We start from the raw sequence: 17949 nt of genomic DNA on the forward strand, positions 1-17949 counted from the left end.
CATTGATGCTAGTATCATTAACTTTACATCAGTTTGCATTAATCGCGCAGCATGAGCTGAACGTAGCTGGGGGTTTTAATGTCATCACTGGCGAGACGGGCGCTGGCAAGTCGCTATTGCTTGATGCCCTATCGTTATGTGCAGGCGAGCGTGCAGACAGTGCGATGGTTAGACATGGCGCGGCACATGCAGATATCTACGCGCAGTTTGATGTAGAAAACAACCACATCGTCGCAGAGTGGTTTGCAAAAAATGATCGAGCGCTAGAAGAACCAGAGGTATTGATTCGTCGTCAATTAAGCAATACAGGACGCTCAAAGGCTTGGCTAAATGGCTCGCCAGTCAGTTTGGCTGAACTAAAAAGCTTGGGATCATTACTGGTTAATATTCATAGCCAACATGCACAGCAAGCCTTGTTAAAACCGCAATTTGTGGTGCAGTGGCTTGATGAGATGGCGCAGATAACGCCTCTTGCGGCACAAACAGCGAGCAGCTATCAGCAGTATCAACAGCTCAAACGCCGTGCGGATGATATTGCCAGCCGTGAAGCGCAGCGCCAAGACCGTATCCAACTTTTGCAAAGCCAACTGGCAGATATTGCGCCTTTATTGGCGGTGGACTATACGGAGGTCGAAGCAGAGCACGAAGAGCTGTCTAATATCGAGGCGTTGATGCTCGAGGCCAGTCATGGTTTGCATTTGCTTGACAATGATACGGATGAGCCGGATGTCATGACGCTGTTAGGACAGGCTATCAAACTTTGCGACCATCAAATAGGTGTCAGTCAAACCTTTGAGCAAGCCTCCGAACAGCTGTATCTGGCGCAGCAGCAAATCACTGAAGTGACCGCTTTACTGTCCGATTATGCCGAACAACAACTGCCTGACCCTGAACGTTTGCAAGCATTAGACAACTTAATCAGCTTAGGACATCGTTTATCACGTAGGCATAGCTTGCCAGCGGCGGATTTGATTCATGAAGCAAAAGGCTGGGAAACTCAATTAGCGCAGCTAGAAAACGAGCCAAGCAGTGACGCGATGGCGGCACAAATTGAGCAAGCTTGGCAAGACTATCTGGCACTAGCGACGCAGTTAAATAAAAAGCGCGCAAAAGCTGCCCCGATGGTCAGCAAGCAGCTGGTTGAGCAATTACAACCGCTTGCCCTACCCAATGCACGCTGTGAGTTTGTCTTTACCAAAAAACCAGATCCTAACCAATATAGTGCGCAAGGCTGCTTCGATATTGATTTATTATTCAGTGCCAATGTGGGCATGCCGATGCAACCATTACACAAGATCGCCTCAGGTGGTGAACTGTCGCGAATGGCGCTGGTCATGCAAGTCCTACAGGCGACCAGTGCCGATACCAATGCTGCTAAGCCTATGCTGGTGTTTGATGAGGTGGATGTTGGTATCAGTGGCAGTACGGCACAAGTCGTCGGTGAGCTGCTACGTGCGCTTGGGCAAACCCAGCAATTGCTCGCCATTACTCACCAAGCACAAGTCGCGGCACAAGCACATCAGCATATTTTGGTACAAAAACATCACCAAGAGCAGACAGAAAGCGAGCTGTTGATCCTAACAGATGAGGCGCAAGTCGATGAGCTGGCGCGCATGTCTGGCGGCGTGACCATCACCAATGTCACTCGTGACCATGCTCGTAGTTTATTAAGCGATGTCAAATAAGCCATAAGCCGCCTAGATAAACAAAGAATAGAGTGACAATCAGTGGCAAATGATTGCTTTGGTTGATTTTGTACTCGTTATCGCCATATAGTAGTGTCTCACTTTTATCATTCGGTTGCGTTTGTTTCTATGTCTAAAACCAATTTGACCCATCATTTCTTAATTGCGGCACCAGAGCTGTCAGACCCAAGGTTTGAGCAGGCTTTGATTTATATTTGTCGCCATGATAAATATGGTGCGCTAGGTCTCATAGTCAATCGTCCGTTAGAGCAATCTCGTGTGGGTAAACTCTTAGAAGATCTAGATATTGAGGTGACCGATCCTCAAGTGATGGAAGATGTGGCATTAGAAGGCGGCCCTATGTATCCTGAGGTCGGCTTTGTGCTGCATACTGGACAACCAGAATGGGCGTCTTCTTTTGCCATTTCAGAAAACGTCTGTATCACCACAAGCCAAGATATTCTTAAACGTATTGCCGCTGGTCAAGGCGTTGGTCATTATCAGCTGTGCTTGGGTCATGCCAGTTGGGGTAAAAAACAATTGGAACAAGAGCTTGATAATGGTGACTGGTTGGTGTGCCCAGCCGATTTAAATTTATTGTTTGATACGCCATTTGAAGAACGCTGGCAGATGGCTGCTGACAAGATTGGTGTCAATTTTGACTATCTTAGCAGTGATATTGGTCATGCCTAATCTCATGTATAGTCGATACCAAATAAAATAGATACACGACATTATGATCCGAGACTGGCACAAATTTTTCTTGCTTGCTGTGCCTGTGCAGCTCGATGCGACAAAACCTTTTAACATGGTATCCCTGTATCGCTGACTCTCTTTTATATTGACCTAACAATAGGAAACTTCCTTTATTATGGTAGATAGCACGCTTATAACAGACGCCATAGAAGCGATTGACGATAGCGTTTCTGAACCAACCATCAAACCGCATCTTATCTTGGCACTAGATTACGGTGTCAAAAAGATGGGCATGGCACTTGGTAATACCATTACCGAAACGGCGCGTGCCTTTGATATCTTGGTGATGAACAATGGTCAACCTGATTGGGACAATCTACTCGGTATCATTAAGGTATGGGGCGTGGCACAAGTGATAGTGGGTCTGCCACTGAATATGGATGGCAGCAGCTCGATGCTCTCCAAGCGTGCGCACAAATTCGCCCGTCGCCTAGCGCATAGAATTATGGAGCAGCATCTACCAGTGACTGTGTCACTGTGTGATGAGCGCCTAACCTCAGTCGCCGCACGGGAAATAGCGTGGGAGAATGGTTGGATTAAAAATGAGCGCGACCCAATTGATGATATCTCTGCTTGTATTCTGATGTCGACTTATTTTGCTGATCCTCATAGCAGTATCGCGATTGACGCTATCAAAGCAGATTAAATACGTGATAAGTGTGGTGTGGGTATCACGCCTGATTAGAGCGCTATAGTCGATACTAAGCAAAATAGATACAAGCCATTATGACGCGGGACTGGGAAAAGTTTTTCTTGCTTGCTGTGCCTGCGCAGCTCGATGCTACAAAAAATTTGTCCCAGCCCTGCTGTATCCCTTTTATATTGACCTGACTAGACTGAATAAAATGGAATACCCGATATTATGACCACTGTCCCAGACCACACCTTGCAAAATAACTCGCAACACGGTTTTGCTCCGCTGGCTATTGCCCGTATCAAAGGCGCGCAGCGTGCAAACCAAGTGGCCATTTATCTCATTTATGCCGCCATTTTCGCCTTTATGGTCTTTGGCACCATTGCCAGCATTAAGGCGTTCCATGACAACCAGCTACTCTATCAATTGTTTTATAACTTACCATACGCTTTAGTCGCCCTCACGATACCTATTACTATTTATGATGCCTTGGTGGTTTATCGTTATCGTTTGAACCAACCATCGATGATTGCCATGAGTATTGGCGTATCGACCATTATCTTGGTCGGTGGCCTACTATTTGCGGATACGGCATGGTTAGGATTGTCATGCTGGCTGGGCGTGGCTTTTTTATTCAAAGTAACTTTTAAGCGCTTTTTTAACTTTTTAGAAATGCAGGAAGATGCCGAGACCGTTGAAGAAACATAAAAGACGCGAATGAATGAAAGCACATCAACGAATGCATCGCAAAAACCATTTTAGCTCACCCTCTTAATTTACCTTTTTAATTCACAATGACTATTATGACCACTTCTACCACGCAAACGACTATCAACCATCATTTAGACACCCAAGGGCTGATCTGTCCTGAGCCTGTCATGATGCTACACCGAATCATTCGTCAAGCAGAAGGCGGTGAGGTGATTGAAATACTCGCCACTGATCCCGCCACTACTCGCGACATCCCTAATTTTTGTCGTCATTTGGGTCATGAACTCTTGAATCAAGAAACACTGGCTGAAAACGTGAGCTTAAATGCTGATCCTGATGAAATCACGGTCGCTAGTGATGATGATGCGCCTATAAATGGCACGCTTTATCGTTACTTGGTTAAAAAGAAAACCGTGTAAAGGAACATTTGTACCAGTCGCGTGTCATAATGCCATGTATCTATTTTTTTCAGTATCGACTATATAGCAACCTTTGACCACTTATTGAGAACTGTCTTATGAGCCGTGATCGCGCCGTGCAGCAACGACAGCCTAAAGCATTGGCAGTCGATGATGAGCCGACTTATATGACTGAGTTTCGTCAAGCTATGTTGGCACGTGGTCTGGCAACGCGCACGCGTAACGCTTATATCCGTGACCTGCGCTCTTGTGAGTTGACCAATCCAATCGCCCTGACACGCTGGCAGCCTGACGATGTGCTGCACTGCTTATCCCTTCTCACTCAAGATGGCAAAACCCCGCGCACGCAAGCGCGTATGCTCTCAAGCCTGCGTCAGTTCTACTTATGGATGATCGCCAGCAATCTGCGGGAAGACAATCCTTGTGAGCGAATCAAAAGTCCAAAACTTGGGCGACCATTACCAAAGGATTTGAGCGAAGGTGATGTCGATAACTTATTGGCTGCACCTGATACCAGCACCGCGCTGGGTCTACGGGATAAAGCCATGCTCGAAGTGCTCTACGCTTGCGGTCTGCGTGTGAGCGAGTTGATTAATCTGTCGCTTGAGCAGGTGAATTTAAACTCTGGCTGGCTACAGATTACGGGCAAAGGCAATAAAACGCGGCTGGTGCCACTGGGCGAATATGCAAGCGATGCGCTAGAGGATTATCTGACGCATGCTCGTGGTGATTTGATTGCGCATTTAAAATCGGGCAATTGCCAAGCGGTGTTTTTGACGGCACAAGGCGGTTATATGACGCGGCAAAATTTCTGGTATCTATTAAAGAAATACGCGAAAATCGCCTGTATCGACAAGGAATTGTCACCGCATACCTTACGTCATGCCTTTGCCACCCATTTGCTCAATCATGGTGCGGACTTGCGTAGCGTGCAGTTATTGCTTGGGCATAGCGACTTATCAACGACGCAAATTTATACGCATGTGGCGACGGCGAGATTGCAACAATTGCATGCGGCGCATCATCCACGTGGTTAACGTTAACACCAAATATTTATTAATAATCGTAAAAGGACTATACCGTGTTGCAAGCTCAGCCATCTCCCGTGCCAGCCCTAACCAAAGCACAAAACTTTGCCCTCAAAAAACTGACCATTATGGGTTATTTAGAAGGCACTTCTTTTTTATTGCTGCTGGGTATCGCCATGCCTCTCAAATATATGCTGGGCATTCCTGAAGCGGTGAGCTATGTCGGTATGGCACATGGGGCGCTATTCGTGGCTTATATCTTGGTACTGATTATCACGGCTAGCAAAATAAAAATGCCGCTGTGGGCGCTCCCTGCTGGTGTCATTGGCTCGTTTTTGCCATTTGGGCCGTTTATATTTGATTATTTATTAAAGAAGCGTTTGGGGAAGTAGTGGTTATATAAAGCAAACCGTCGATCAGAATCATCAACAAATGACTTTTTAAGAGAAGAGCTATGCCAATATTTGATATTGATTACATACTTGCATTAGGTCGTAATGATAGATGTTGGTGTGGCTCAAAACTGAAATTCAAACGCTGTCATAAAGACCGCGAGCATGAAAAACCTCTATCTTTAGGTGAAAAACTAGCTTTTGGAAATAATATATCAAAAAGAGAAACATGCTACGCACCTAAAAGCCTACTGCCAGATTGTAATAAGGTTATCAAGTCTCACACTATTTCTAAATCAAGTACCTTAAAAAGTATTGCTGATAGTACTAATCACGTCTTAGGATTAAAGCAAAACCTGAGCAACTTTCAAAAGAATAAAGAGAATCTTAGGTTTGAAAAAATTGGCATTAATAATGCTTCTACTTTTAAAGGATTTTGTAAAAAGCATGACAAATTACTTTTTTCTTGTTTTGAAGATAAACCATTCCTAGGTACAAAAGAGCAATGTATAGCTTTAACTTATAGATCTGTGGCAAAGGAAATCTATGCTAAGGAAGAGGCTATAGAAGCCGCAAAATTTATGAGAAGAAATGCGGATAGAGGAAAGTCTATCTTTTTTCAAATAATAATACAAAAAGATATTTATCCTTATAAGCTAGGTTCGGAGATGGCGCTGAGTGAGCTATACAAAATTAAAAGCAATTTAGACGCTGAGTTATCAAATAACAGTAATGACTCTTATAACTTTTTAGTCATAGAGTCTGCAAGCCCACTACCAATTGTAGTGTCATCTATAACTAATCCCACACATAACTTCAAAGACGAACACCTACAGGACTTAGCAAGCTTAGAAGAAGTAGCTGAACAACTAGTTTTTAACGCATTCACGAGTAAAAGAAAAGGTTTTGTAGTTTTCAGTTGGCTCAAAAAGGCAGAGGTGATAGATAAATTCATAAACTCTTTACTAGAGATAAATAAGAAAGATATGTTTAGCTACTTAGTCAACTTCTTCTTTAGCTCTGCTGAAAATACTTTCATTTCTCCTGACTGGTGGAATACTTTAAGCACAGAACAGCAGCAGAAAATAGAAGCACTTTTCAAAGTAGGCTCAAATTATACTGAAGAAAGACCAAGAAACGTACTTGCTGATAACAGCATCACATTTGCAGGCTGGGAGATAGAAAATCTCTATAGAGTCACTTGATGGTTTATAGTTTCTGTAAGAGTGCAAACCGCCCCTTTTCTCGTTACAATACTCGTCATAATGTGCACACTGTCTGATTGGACAACGCACCACCTTTTACTTATCTATTATTCGAGAATCTCATGAAACATAGACCACCTGCTGACCTGCTAAAAAACGCCCAACACTGGCGCGAAGACATCAATTTTCGCCAAGAGGTGTTGGGTAAGCCGTTTGATTTTGCGACCACGTGGGGTATTTTTTCACCGCAAAAGCTCGATGACGGCAGCCTAATGCTACTCGATTATGTAGATTTTCAAGCGGATGATGATTCGATAGATTTGGGCTGTGGCTATGGCGTGCTCGGCATGACAGCAGCGCGTGAATGTCCAAACGGTCTGCATACCTTGATTGATAAAGACTTTATGGCAGTGGAATATGCGCGTCTGAACTGTGTAAAAAATGGTCTAAAAAATGTCGATGTGCATTTATCGAATGGTTTTAATCACGTGGCAAAGGACAAGGACTTTAGCCTTGTTATGTCAAACTTGCCCGCGAAGGTAGGCAAAGAGCAGCATTATCTATACTTCCTTGATGCCTATGCACGCATGCGTCAAGGCGGACGTTTTTATGTGGTGACGATCAATGGCTTGCGCCAGTTTATGAAACGCTCATTTACCGAAGTCTTTGGTAACAGTGAAAAGATCAAACAAGGCAAGACCTATACGATTACCATGGCGACCAAAGATTAAGTTTAGTTTACAAAAATCTATGTCTTTAAAAGCTGAACAAACAAAAAACCCGCCAAAACACTAACGTTTTGACGGGCTTTTTTATGTCCGATGCTTTTTTTAGAACTGGTGATTTTGCCTACATCTGCCGTTTAAGTAAATACCAACCCAATATTGCACTGCCGATAATCGGTAACAGCACCATCAGCATGGGCGAAAAGCCGGTCGCCAGCGAGACAAAACCCACCAAGTCTTGGACGTAACTGAACAACAAACCAAATAATAATGCCACCACGATACGCAGACCCAAACTGTGCGTCCGCAGCGAACCAAAGACGAATGAACACGCGACAATCACCAGCGATAAGATGGATAACGGCGATAGTAGCTTTTGCCAAAATGCCAGCTCATGACTCAAAGAGCGCGTGCCTTGTTGGCGCATGAACTGTCGATGCTCATACAACTGGGTCAGAGACAAATCCTCTGCCTTACGGGTGAGCAAGTACACAGACTCTGGCGCAAACGGCAGACTCAGGGTATCTGACGGTGAGATGGCTTGACTGCTCTCAAAACCCTGATTGATATTAAGTTCGGTCATATTATTGAGCTGCCACTCGTAACGATACTGCTCGCTTGGTTGCTCATTGGCAATATCAAGTGGTTCGCGACCGATATACTGCCCGCCCTCAGCGTGAATGGCAGTTTGTAGATTGCCATCATTATCCAAATGCCAACGCTTGACCTCACCGATATTGCCTTTGACATCCGCATAATCGATATACAAAATATCGCTACCATCTGGCTTGGTACTGCCATCCTCTGTACTCTCAAAACGCGGCTGCACCGTCCAATAACCCCGTACCGAGGTAACCAACGAGCGACTATCGGCATCGTTAATCTCTTTTGCCAATTGGTTAGACTGTGGCAATACAAACTGATTGATTGCCAAAGCTAATAGCACAAAAATCAGCGCAGGCTGTAGCACCCAACTGACAATACGATAAACGCTCACGCCAGCTGCGCGCATCACGACCAGCTCGCTTTTGTTTGCAAGCAACCCCAAACCGACTACCGCGCCAAGTAACGCGCCAGTTGGGATGAACTGTTCTAAAAAGTAGGGCGAGCGGTAAAAAATGTACTTAATGGCTTCACCCATCGTATAGCTGTCATCTAAAGAATCAAGCTCTGACAAATAAGAGAACACCAACTGTAACGCCCACAAACCTATGACCGCACCGATAATAGCAAGCAGCGCATTGAGTTTGACATAACGACTCAGCACTTTTAAATTGGCAGGTTTTTGAGCAAGCTTGGCTGTAGCCTGTGGCGAGTTGGCATTGGAGGATTTTGAAAATAAGGAGCGCATTAAGACAGCCCTCCTTGTGATCCATTATTTTGAGTATCGACCACTGTTAAAGCTGCATTATTCTCTTGTTTGCGAAAGCGCAATCGATGCTGCACACGACTTCCCCAATTCATATAAAGCGCCAATATCATAAATCCTAACACCAGCCACGCATAGGCCCATACACTGACGCTGCCTTTACTGACCGCATTTTTGAGTGAAATAATACCCAGCGCGCAGCTGACAAATAACAAAATAGAAGGAAACAGACGCAGCCAACGGCCTTGGCGCGGGCGTACTTGCGAGAGTGGCACCGCCAGCATAGGCGCAATGATCATGAGCCACGGCAATGCCAAGCGATAGCCCAGCTCTCCTTGTGCCGCACGCAGCGCATTATCACTGCCCACTTGCGTACCACCCGTTGCAGCTTGCCACAATGGACCAATCGCTTGGGTTTCGATATTGTCTTCAGTAATGACTTCTTTGGAAGATTCCGTCAGCGTGATGCGATAACGATCAAAGCCAACTTGATTGTATTTCAGACTGCCTGCACCTACTTCATAACGGCGACCTTGGAATAAGTCCAATTGGGTCACGCCGCTATTGCCCGTGTCTACTTGCTCAGCACGTTTGGCTAGCGTAATGGTGTCTTTGCTAATAGCGTTATTATTGGCCAGCGCATTGGGTAATTCTGGAATATTTAATTGCTCGGCGGTTTCTGCATCAATACGATTATTGAAATCTGTGCCAGTATTTTTATCAGCGGTGCCTTTTGTATTAGGCTCTGATTGGATAAGTATCACATCTTGCAATTGTTTTTTATCATCGCTCAAACTGCCCACATACAAATGATAATTGCCACTACTGATAAACTCATTGGGACGAATTAAGTCAAACGCACTGGTCAACGCTTGCTGTTGCCAAACGCTCTCGGATGAGCGCACGCCCCATGGTTTGCCAACGATGGATAGCGCAGCTTCACCCACAAACAATGCCAATATCAATGGCGTCATCAACCGCGCAAGCTTACCACGTGACACCCCACTGGCATTAATCACCGCCATTTCTTGATCCACGTACAAGCGCCCAAACACCAGCATCAAGGCGATAAAAAACGCCAATGGCAAGATTAACTCTAAAAAATACGGCAAATTATAACCAATAATGGTAAATAACAAGCTGATATCTAAGTTGCCTTCTGCAGCAATACCAAAGTAACGAATCAAACGACCGCCCAGCATCATCACCACTAAAAACCCCAATACCAAAGCGGTCGTTGCGGCAACTTGTTGCGTCATATAGCGGCGTAATATCACAATAGGCACTCTTAATGGGTTGGTATGCGGGCAATTTTTCGCATAATTATGGACAGGCTATGGACAGATGCAAACATGACAGATGCATATTATCGACAGAGTGCTGCTCAAGCAGACAAGTAAACAGGCACAAAAACAGATATCAAAAAACCGTATCTATACTTAGGTTGATATAAAACAAACACAGCGAGACTGGGATAAATTTTTTGTCGCATCGAGCTGCGCAGGCACAGCAAGCAAGAAAAATTTGTGTCAGTCTCGCGTCATCATGTTATGTATCTATTTTATTTAGTATCGACTATATAGTTAGCCACACCTGATAAATACTAGCGATAAATATAACGGCTAATCGTAGCATATTTTGGTCAAAAATGGCTGTGAAATGTGTTTGAAAACATTGCGTCTCTCTTGCTGCTGGCGTTGCCAGATCGACTGATGGCTGACACAACGAAGGAAATATGAAACATAAAACCACTATAGGGTAAGTAGGTTTCTTCTATTACGTTTGTGCTTTATTTACTTTAGAAAGGTTTGTTTGTCATTCGTATCATTGACCGTGTATCCGTGATATTAATTGCTAGACTAAGAATATTCGGATTTCTATTCATATCATTCAAAACCATATCGCTTAAAATAATAGTCACTCAAAACAATGCCACTTAAAACAATGCCACTCAACGGAGAATTCTACTGATGAATAAGCCTATGTCTACACCCTCTACCCTACTACAACTCGCTGGCGGGGAATTTGAAGCGCTTGATTGGTCAAATTGTGCACTCGTCCTAATCGATTACCAAAACGAATACGTCAATGGCGCGATGCCGCTTGGACAAGCAGGTGCTGATGCCATCAAAAATGCACGGCGATTACTTGACAAAGCGCGCGATCAAAACATCCCTATCTTTCATATGGCGCATCATGGCGCAGAAAATGGCAAGGTGTTTGATCCTTTATCAGCCAATGTCGAGACTGTCGATGTCTTACAACCTTATGACAATGAAACGGTCATCACCAAAAAACATCCGAACGCCTTTTATGACACCGAGCTTCAAGCGCTTATCTCAAAAACGCAAAAGCAGCAGATTATTTTTGCTGGATTTATGAGCCATATGTGTGTCAGCTCAAGTGTTCGAGCTGCCTTTGACTTGGGCTTTGAGAGTTTTGTATGCCATGATGCCTGTGCCACTCGCGACTTACCTAGCGCTAAAAAAGCAACGATCAGCGCCGAGGTCATGCACGATACAGCGATGGCAGCGCTGCAAGACAGATTTGCCGCTTTAGTATCGACCGATGTGTTGGTTAACAGCTGATTGCCTAGCGCCCTTTCAATACTTTTATTTTCATGCCTTTATTTTAATGCCTTTATTTTCATACTTCAATTTAGACGATAGCGTAAGCTGGCATATAGTTGATCCAATTTAAGAGTGGTACAAGGCAACCGAGTGCAGATGTATATGTCATACTTCAAGCGAGGTTAACGCTGTAACGCTTTTATAGTGGATTGACTATAGCAAAGTTGTTCGAACATATTACCTAAGCCTTGCTCGCTGCGCACTCGTCTCGCAATATGCTACACTATTGCGATGGCTAGAGAGCCAAATATGTCGGCAGGTATAACCAATTAAATAAAACCTGTAGTTTCCTCACTTGAATTTTTCATAATGCTAATAAGGATAATTATATGAATATCAAATTAACCCAAACCTTACCAAAAACCCATACGCAAAAAATCCTCAAAAAAGAAGCCAAAAGCAAAGATGCGGCATGCCTTGTAGTTTTGATCGATGATAAGAAAAACATCGTAGCCGAGTCGGCCTTGAGCGATTACCAGACCCGCATTGAGCAATTGATCGAAGTGTCACACTTTAACGGCAGTGCTTGTGAAACTGTGGCTGATTATGCGCTGGCAGGCGACAAAAAAACCACTAAGCAAAACCCAGTACAACTATTGTTAGTAGGTGTTGGTAACCTTGATAAGCTTAGCCATAGCGTCTTGCAAAAAATTGCTAATACCATTTATCAAAGCACGCAAAAACGTGTCGATTCTATTACTGTTGCTTTGGGTGATGCGTTAGAAGAGAGTCAATTTGGTCAGTTTGCCCTTAATCTATTGGCAGCAAGTTATCGTTTTGATAAATATAAGTCTGAGCAAAAAACGCCTGTATTAACCGATATTTACTTACTTGCTGACGAATCGTTGCAAGATTCCTTAGCATTTGCTCAAGCGGTATTTTCTGGTCAGAGCCTCACTCGCGATGTTGCAAATGAGCCGGGTAATATTTGTTTCCCAGCTTATATGGCAGAACAAGCGCAAGAAATGGAAAAGGCCTATCCTGATCTTTTAAAAGTTACCGTATTGGGCGAAGAAGAGATGTCAGCGCTGGGTATGAATTGCTTTTTGGCCGTGGCACAAGGCTCTACCAAAGAAGGCAAGCTGGTATTGATGGAATATCAAGGTAAATCAGCATTTAGTACTAACGCCACTAGCAGCGCAAAAGTAACAGGTGGTCTAAAAGCCTTGGCTGATAAGCTACCAACCAAAAAAGCAGCCAAAAAGGCAGATAAAAATAGCGATGCTGCTGCGCAAACAGCAAACGATGATGCCCCTATCGTCTTAGTCGGAAAAGGCGTGACTTTTGATTCAGGCGGTATCTCAATCAAACCCGGCGCGGCTATGGATGAGATGAAGTTTGACATGGGTGGTTCAGCCTCAGTACTGGGCACGATTAAAGCCTTGTGTGAAGCGCGTCTACCGATCAACGTCGTTGGTGCGCTCGCTTGTGCTGAAAACATGCCATCAGGGGATGCCACGCGCCCAGGTGATATCGTCAAAGCCATGAACGGCATGTCAGTTGAAATCTTAAACACAGATGCCGAAGGTCGCTTGGTACTCGCAGACACGTTATGCTACGTGCAGCGCTATAACCCAAAAGCCATCATTGATGTTGCCACATTAACTGGTGCTTGTGTGGTTGCGCTAGGTAATGTACGTTCAGCCGTCTTTAGTAATGATGAAGACGTATTGTTCGATCTTGAAAACGCCAGCAATCTATCCGGTGATCTCATTTGGCATATGCCAATGGATGACGAATATCAAGCACAGCTCGACTCGCCCATCGCTGATATGCAAAACATCGGTGGTAAAGGTGCAGGCGCTGTCACCGCTGCATGTTTCTTATCGCGCTTTGTCGAAGAAGGTCAAGCATGGGCGCATTTAGACATCGCTGGCACGGCATGGAATTCAGGGACAGACAAAGCAGCAACGGGTCGTCCTGTCCCGCTATTTATGCAATACTTAAAAAACAGTGCGGATATGATCTAATCCATTTATGACTATTATTTTATGAAAGCCATTTTATGAATATCAGTTTTTATGTGTTAAGTGAGAGTAAAGCCCAAGATTTCTTGGGCTTTATTTGTCAGTTGACCCAAACCGCACTCAATAAGAGCACTCAGTCGGTGCTGATTCTTATCGACGATGAGAAACTGCTATCGACGCTCGATGAGGCACTATGGGCAGTCGATGCCGTCAGCTTTATACCGCATCAACGCCTTTTGGATGTCGAGACTGTAGGTTCTGATAATAAAGGCACTGATACTGACATCTCCAATCACCCTATCGACAGTAAATCTTTAGCGCCTGTTTTGCTTGGCAGCTATATGCCAGCCGACTTTAAAGGTATCGTACTCAATACCACACAGCATCCGGTGAATACCTTTATGGCTGCCACCAATAATGCGCATCCCACTCGCGTACTGGAGCTGATAAAGCCTGATCCTAGCAGTGTGCAAGAAGGCCGTCAAAAGTACAAAAGCTATCAACAACTGGGCTATGAGTTGACTTACTTTAAACTCTAATATCTCTATATATTTATCAATAAAAATCCTCTAATTTCTCTATTACTAGGTGTTTTTCAAAACCTCTAAACCTATGCAAATGTGGGTTAAAGGTAGGCGCTTATCTGAAAAAATGCTACCATCCTTCGATTAATTTTCTACTATTAGAGCGTGTTTGACATTCATAAATAGTCGCTGTCAGTGCCATGATTGAATATCAAACACGCCCTAGTATAAATTTCTGATTGATTGACTGATTCGAGGGTGTATAGATGCGTTCATTGATTGCGATGTACCAGCGTATAGGGCTGGTGCCGCTGATTATTATTGGCCTAATATTGGGAGTGCTCATTGGTTGGTTAGCACCAAACGTCGGTATTGCATTGGGATTACTGGGGACGCTGTTTGTTGGCGCGCTAAAGGCAGTTGCACCGATTTTGGTCTTTATTTTGGTCATGGCAGCCATTAGCCAACACCGCAGTGGCAGTGAAGTTTATGTCAAACCAGTGCTTATTATGTACATGTTCGGCACTTTTTTGGCAGCTCTGACCGCCGTCGGCGCAAGCTTTTTGTTTCCAACGGAACTGGTTTTGGTCAATGCCACGATTGAGCAAGTACCACCAGCAGGTCTAAAAGAAGTGTTGACCAACCTGCTCATGAATTTGGTCGCAAACCCTGTTAATGCTCTTGCCGAAGCCAACTATATTGGGATTTTGGCGTGGGCAATTATCATCGGTTTTGCACTGCGTCAAGCCAGCGATACCGCGCGTGCCGTGGTCAGTGATTTTTCTGATGCCATCTCACAAGTGGTCAAATGGATCATTGCGCTAGCGCCTTTTGGTATCTTGGGTTTGGTCGCAAACACCGTCGCTGAGACAGGCTTTGCCGCTTTGGCTGGTTATGCGCGTATTTTGCTGGTACTGGTCGGTTGTATGCTCTTCATTGCCTTAGTTGCAAACCCCCTCATCGTACTTATCAAAACACGCAAAAACCCTTATCCACTGGTGTTTACTTGCTTACGTGAGTCAGGCATTACCGCATTCTTTACTCGCAGCTCAGCGGCGAATATTCCGGTCAACATGAACCTCGCCCGCAAACTGGGTTTACATGAAGACACGTATTCGGTGACGATTCCACTCGGTGCGACGATTAATATGGCTGGCGCGGCAATTACCATTAACGTGTTGACGCTAGCAGCAGCACATACGCTCGGTATCGAAGTGACATTTGCTTCTGCGCTTTTATTGAGCTTAGTGGCGACCATCAGTGCTTGCGGCGCGTCTGGTGTCGCGGGTGGTTCTTTGCTTCTGATTCCATTGGCGGCGAGCCTATTTAGTATCCCAAACGACATTGCCATGCAAGTGGTTGCGATTGGCTTTATCATTGGAGTGATACAAGACTCGGCAGAAACAGCGTTGAACTCATCAACTGATGTGCTGTTTACCGCTGCCGCTGATCCTACGTATTCGCGTTAATTTAAAAAAATAGTCATCATAAAAAAGACAAAGGGCCGCTAAGGCCCTTTTTGTTGTCTATTCTACTGATTAATTTAACTATTTCAAATTATCGGCATTCACTTCAATCACAGGTGTCTGCATATCTAACTGACGTTTGAGTCGGCGTAATTGCTCAAGCTCATCCAATAACTCAAGTATCAAACCAATAGCAGGAACGCTGGCTTCAAAGTCGCGGCTAAGGCGTGAGGCACGGCGCACCGTCGTTAACTGATAACCTGTAAATTGCTCATGCTCTGGCACATCATACTCAATGATACTTTCTTCAATCAACTCGATAACCCACTGGCGATCTTGGCCGCAGGCGGATACCAGCTCATCTAAGTTCATGATAATGTCGGTAAATTCAGGCGAATGTTTCATAGCGATTGTCCTCGTTTGCACGTTATTTCATCGTTATCGTATGGTCTTCATCTCTGTCATATAGTCGATTCTAAATAAAACGAACATATTATATTTCAACGCTGAACTGGTATAAATTTTTTGGCTTGCTGTGCCTTCGCAGCTCGATGCGGCGAAACTTCTCGTTTAAAGATAAGCATACCAGTCCTGCTGACTCATTTTTATAATGAACTCACTATAGTATTTTAATGTGAGTAATTTTTGGCGACCATTAACGACTAATATTGGTATCAGCAAAGGCTTGTTTGAGCTGCTCGTAAGCCTGCGTTGCTGCCTCAGTACTGATATCAGGGTTGACGATGTTTAATGTCAAATATAAGTCACCCGCTTGTTTGGCAGGGATGCCTTTGCCTTTTAAGCGTAAGTTGTTGCCAGACTTACTGTTTTTAGGAATCGTCACCGCTAGTGTGCCGGCTGGCGTGTTGACATTAATTTTTTCACCCAATGCGGCTTCCCATGGCGCTATATTGACGGTTTGATAGACATCAGCACCGTCGATACGGATATTGTCTGCATGACGAATTTTAACTTTTAAGAATAAATCACCGTTTTTGCCACTGCCATTACCAGCCGCACCTTGTCCTGCTAGGCGGATTTGTTTACCGTCAGTGATGCCTTTAGGAATTTTAATTTTAAGCGTTTTGTTGTCATACTCCACGCTACCATTAGGCTGGCGCACAGGAACATTCAGCTTAATACTATAATCATCACCGTCATAAACCGAGGCCAAATCAACGGTAATCTCTGCATGCTGATCTTGCCCTTTGCTGTCTTGCGACCCAAAACCACCCCCAAACTGATCGAAGCCGCCACGTTGCGATTGGCCACTTGCCTGCCCATTCGTCGAGCCCCGCGCACCGCGACCAAATGCCGAAAAAATATCATCGAAGCGAAAACCACTATCGCCATAGGCTTCGCCATCACCGAACTGATCTTTAATATCTTCCCAGCGGTAGCCGCCTTGCCCACCACTTGCAGATTGACCACCAAAACCGCCACTTTGACCGACAAAGGGATTGTCTAACATGGCGTCATATTCAGCCCTTTTGTCTTTATCTCTGATGGTTTCGTAAGCGTTATTGATCTCTGCAATCTTGTTATCAGCGTCTGGGTCATCGCTGACGTCAGGGTGGTATTGACGGACGAGCTTACGGTACTTTTTTTTGATATCGGCGTCTGAGGCGTTTTTTTTGACCCCTAAAATGTCATAGTAGTTTTTCTCTGCCATGTTGTTTTTCCTCAAAATAAAAGCATGTTAATGTTACTGATATGCCAATTTTAAACGATATGGTATGGAGTTTTTTGACTGTGACATAACAGATTGTGACTGCACTCTATCTACTGCCAATGATAGCAATAAAAAAAGTAAAGACAGTGATATAAATATTACTAAGAATAATCTCGACCTTGGGGCCTGTGAAATGAAGCGATAAAAATAATTTGGTCTTGAGAGTTTTTTTACACAGCTGTAAGAATATGACAAGCTCTTCGCTGTAAAATACCCATATTATTCATACTCATAGGGAGTATAAATAACATAGGCAAGTGTATCTGTCTATTTTATAAATTGCTTAAAGGTATTAAATGTCTTATTTAATCAAGTCTTTGGTTGTCACCTTATCACTATTGCTGAGCACCACTGTTTTTGCTGGAAATACCAGCTATTATGGCAGTAAGTTCCACGGCAAACGTACGGCGAGTGGTAGTATTTTTAATATGAATTCTTTGACCGCGGCGCATCGCACATTGCCGTTTGGTACAAAGGTACAAGTGACGAACAAAAATACAAAGCAGAGTGTCATTGTGAAAATCACAGACAGAGGGCCGTTTATTCGAGGTCGTATTCTTGATTTATCCAAAGCCGCTGCTGGTCAAATAAACTGCCAATTGTGTACCACCACAATGGAAATACTGTCTTATGGTGATGGTAGATATCGTAAGGAATAATATAATAAAAAAGGGAGAGCCAGCGCTCTCCCTTTTTTGTGACTGCT

At 44.2% G+C, this 17949-nt stretch carries 18 protein-coding genes; 14 read left to right on the plus strand and 4 right to left on the minus strand.

All coding sequences use genetic code 11. The features are described 5' to 3' along the window. The first annotated feature begins 5 nt into the window (after positions 1-5). The 9 genes from recN (at position 6) to JMY02_RS09890 (ending at position 7561) form a co-directional block, all read left to right on the plus strand. On the plus strand, positions 6-1685 hold the full coding sequence (gene recN, locus JMY02_RS09850; RefSeq protein ID WP_201597644.1) for a DNA repair protein RecN: 1680 nt from the start codon (positions 6-8) through the stop codon (positions 1683-1685). Between the two features lie 129 nt (positions 1686-1814). Further along, a complete protein-coding gene (locus tag JMY02_RS09855) occupies positions 1815-2378 on the plus strand; it encodes a YqgE/AlgH family protein (RefSeq protein WP_201597645.1) in 564 nt (187 codons plus the stop codon). A gap of 178 nt (positions 2379-2556) precedes the next feature. Continuing rightward, a complete protein-coding gene (gene ruvX / locus JMY02_RS09860; RefSeq protein WP_201597647.1) occupies positions 2557-3087 on the plus strand; it encodes a Holliday junction resolvase RuvX in 531 nt (176 codons plus the stop codon). A 216-nt stretch (positions 3088-3303) separates the two neighbouring features. Then, complete coding sequence (locus tag JMY02_RS09865; RefSeq protein ID WP_201597648.1) at positions 3304-3783, plus strand: hypothetical protein; 480 nt, start codon at positions 3304-3306, stop codon at positions 3781-3783. Between the two features lie 95 nt (positions 3784-3878). Beyond that, positions 3879-4205, plus strand: a complete 327-nt coding sequence (gene tusA / locus JMY02_RS09870) for a sulfurtransferase TusA (protein WP_201597655.1) — start codon at positions 3879-3881, stop codon at positions 4203-4205. Positions 4206-4303: 98 nt separating this feature from the next. Next, a complete protein-coding gene (gene xerD / locus JMY02_RS09875) occupies positions 4304-5242 on the plus strand; it encodes a site-specific tyrosine recombinase XerD (protein ID WP_201597657.1) in 939 nt (312 codons plus the stop codon). Positions 5243-5286: 44 nt separating this feature from the next. Beyond that, positions 5287-5625 carry a DUF3817 domain-containing protein gene (locus tag JMY02_RS09880; RefSeq protein WP_201597664.1) on the plus strand — a complete coding sequence of 113 codons (339 nt, stop codon included), beginning with the start codon at positions 5287-5289 and terminating at the stop codon, positions 5623-5625. Positions 5626-5687: 62 nt separating this feature from the next. Continuing rightward, positions 5688-6830 (plus strand): YecA family protein, encoded by a 1143-nt coding sequence (locus JMY02_RS09885; protein WP_201597665.1) that lies wholly within the window; start codon positions 5688-5690, stop codon positions 6828-6830. A gap of 122 nt (positions 6831-6952) precedes the next feature. Beyond that, a complete protein-coding gene (locus tag JMY02_RS09890) occupies positions 6953-7561 on the plus strand; it encodes a class I SAM-dependent methyltransferase (protein WP_201597667.1) in 609 nt (202 codons plus the stop codon). 118 nt (positions 7562-7679) lie between these two features. On the opposite strand, the gene lptG is transcribed toward JMY02_RS09890, so the two are convergent. Continuing rightward, positions 7680-8906: an LPS export ABC transporter permease LptG gene (gene lptG / locus JMY02_RS09895; protein ID WP_201597669.1), complete on the minus strand. Its 1227-nt coding sequence runs from the start codon at positions 8904-8906 to the stop codon at positions 7680-7682. Next, complete coding sequence (locus JMY02_RS09900; RefSeq protein ID WP_201597752.1) at positions 8906-10183, minus strand: LPS export ABC transporter permease LptF; 1278 nt, start codon at positions 10181-10183, stop codon at positions 8906-8908. Before JMY02_RS09900 ends, lptG begins: the two co-directional genes overlap by 1 nt. A gap of 723 nt (positions 10184-10906) precedes the next feature. Between JMY02_RS09900 and JMY02_RS09905 the strand changes: the two genes are divergently transcribed. The 4 genes from JMY02_RS09905 (at position 10907) to sstT (ending at position 15514) form a co-directional block, all read left to right on the plus strand. Then, positions 10907-11512, plus strand: a complete 606-nt coding sequence (locus JMY02_RS09905) for a cysteine hydrolase family protein (RefSeq protein WP_201597754.1) — start codon at positions 10907-10909, stop codon at positions 11510-11512. 371 nt (positions 11513-11883) lie between these two features. Beyond that, positions 11884-13524, plus strand: coding sequence for a leucyl aminopeptidase (locus JMY02_RS09910; protein ID WP_201597671.1), 1641 nt, complete (start codon positions 11884-11886; stop codon positions 13522-13524). 35 nt (positions 13525-13559) lie between these two features. After that, on the plus strand, positions 13560-14060 hold the full coding sequence (locus JMY02_RS09915) for a DNA polymerase III subunit chi (protein WP_201597677.1): 501 nt from the start codon (positions 13560-13562) through the stop codon (positions 14058-14060). Positions 14061-14311: 251 nt separating this feature from the next. Beyond that, the gene (gene sstT / locus JMY02_RS09920; protein WP_201597678.1) at positions 14312-15514 is read left to right on the plus strand and encodes a serine/threonine transporter SstT; all 1203 of its coding nucleotides are present in this window, start codon (positions 14312-14314) and stop codon (positions 15512-15514) included. 78 nt (positions 15515-15592) lie between these two features. Here sstT and JMY02_RS09925 read toward each other — a convergent pair whose 3' ends face one another. Then, complete coding sequence (locus tag JMY02_RS09925) at positions 15593-15916, minus strand: chaperone modulator CbpM (RefSeq protein WP_201597679.1); 324 nt, start codon at positions 15914-15916, stop codon at positions 15593-15595. 250 nt (positions 15917-16166) lie between these two features. After that, positions 16167-17183, minus strand: a complete 1017-nt coding sequence (locus JMY02_RS09930) for a DnaJ C-terminal domain-containing protein (RefSeq protein WP_201597682.1) — start codon at positions 17181-17183, stop codon at positions 16167-16169. A 356-nt stretch (positions 17184-17539) separates the two neighbouring features. Between JMY02_RS09930 and JMY02_RS09935 the strand changes: the two genes are divergently transcribed. Continuing rightward, complete coding sequence (locus tag JMY02_RS09935; RefSeq protein ID WP_021813280.1) at positions 17540-17902, plus strand: septal ring lytic transglycosylase RlpA family protein; 363 nt, start codon at positions 17540-17542, stop codon at positions 17900-17902. The last annotated feature ends 47 nt before the right edge of the window (positions 17903-17949 follow it).

The sequence above is a fragment of the Psychrobacter vallis genome, assembly GCF_904846715.1.
GTDB classification, from domain to species: domain Bacteria; phylum Pseudomonadota; class Gammaproteobacteria; order Pseudomonadales; family Moraxellaceae; genus Psychrobacter; species Psychrobacter vallis.

Bases quoted from the DNA above. Each gene is read 5' to 3' on its own strand.
- JMY02_RS09905 (WP_201597754.1), top strand. From the start codon at position 10,907: ATGTCTACACCCTCTACCCTACTACAACTCGCTGGCGGGGAATTTGAA.
- JMY02_RS09930 (WP_201597682.1), bottom strand. From the start codon at position 17,183: ATGGCAGAGAAAAACTACTATGACATTTTAGGGGTCAAAAAAAACGCC.
- JMY02_RS09855 (WP_201597645.1), top strand. From the start codon at position 1,815: ATGTCTAAAACCAATTTGACCCATCATTTCTTAATTGCGGCACCAGAG.
- JMY02_RS09900 (WP_201597752.1), bottom strand. From the start codon at position 10,183: ATGACGCAACAAGTTGCCGCAACGACCGCTTTGGTATTGGGGTTTTTA.
- JMY02_RS09865 (WP_201597648.1), top strand. From the start codon at position 3,304: ATGACCACTGTCCCAGACCACACCTTGCAAAATAACTCGCAACACGGT.
- JMY02_RS09925 (WP_201597679.1), bottom strand. From the start codon at position 15,916: ATGAAACATTCGCCTGAATTTACCGACATTATCATGAACTTAGATGAG.
- tusA (WP_201597655.1), top strand. From the start codon at position 3,879: ATGACCACTTCTACCACGCAAACGACTATCAACCATCATTTAGACACC.
- JMY02_RS09935 (WP_021813280.1), top strand. From the start codon at position 17,540: ATGTCTTATTTAATCAAGTCTTTGGTTGTCACCTTATCACTATTGCTG.
- JMY02_RS09915 (WP_201597677.1), top strand. From the start codon at position 13,560: ATGAATATCAGTTTTTATGTGTTAAGTGAGAGTAAAGCCCAAGATTTC.
- JMY02_RS09885 (WP_201597665.1), top strand. From the start codon at position 5,688: ATGCCAATATTTGATATTGATTACATACTTGCATTAGGTCGTAATGAT.
- sstT (WP_201597678.1), top strand. From the start codon at position 14,312: ATGCGTTCATTGATTGCGATGTACCAGCGTATAGGGCTGGTGCCGCTG.
- recN (WP_201597644.1), top strand. From the start codon at position 6: ATGCTAGTATCATTAACTTTACATCAGTTTGCATTAATCGCGCAGCAT.
- ruvX (WP_201597647.1), top strand. From the start codon at position 2,557: ATGGTAGATAGCACGCTTATAACAGACGCCATAGAAGCGATTGACGAT.
- JMY02_RS09910 (WP_201597671.1), top strand. From the start codon at position 11,884: ATGAATATCAAATTAACCCAAACCTTACCAAAAACCCATACGCAAAAA.
- xerD (WP_201597657.1), top strand. From the start codon at position 4,304: ATGAGCCGTGATCGCGCCGTGCAGCAACGACAGCCTAAAGCATTGGCA.
- JMY02_RS09890 (WP_201597667.1), top strand. From the start codon at position 6,953: ATGAAACATAGACCACCTGCTGACCTGCTAAAAAACGCCCAACACTGG.
- lptG (WP_201597669.1), bottom strand. From the start codon at position 8,906: ATGCGCTCCTTATTTTCAAAATCCTCCAATGCCAACTCGCCACAGGCT.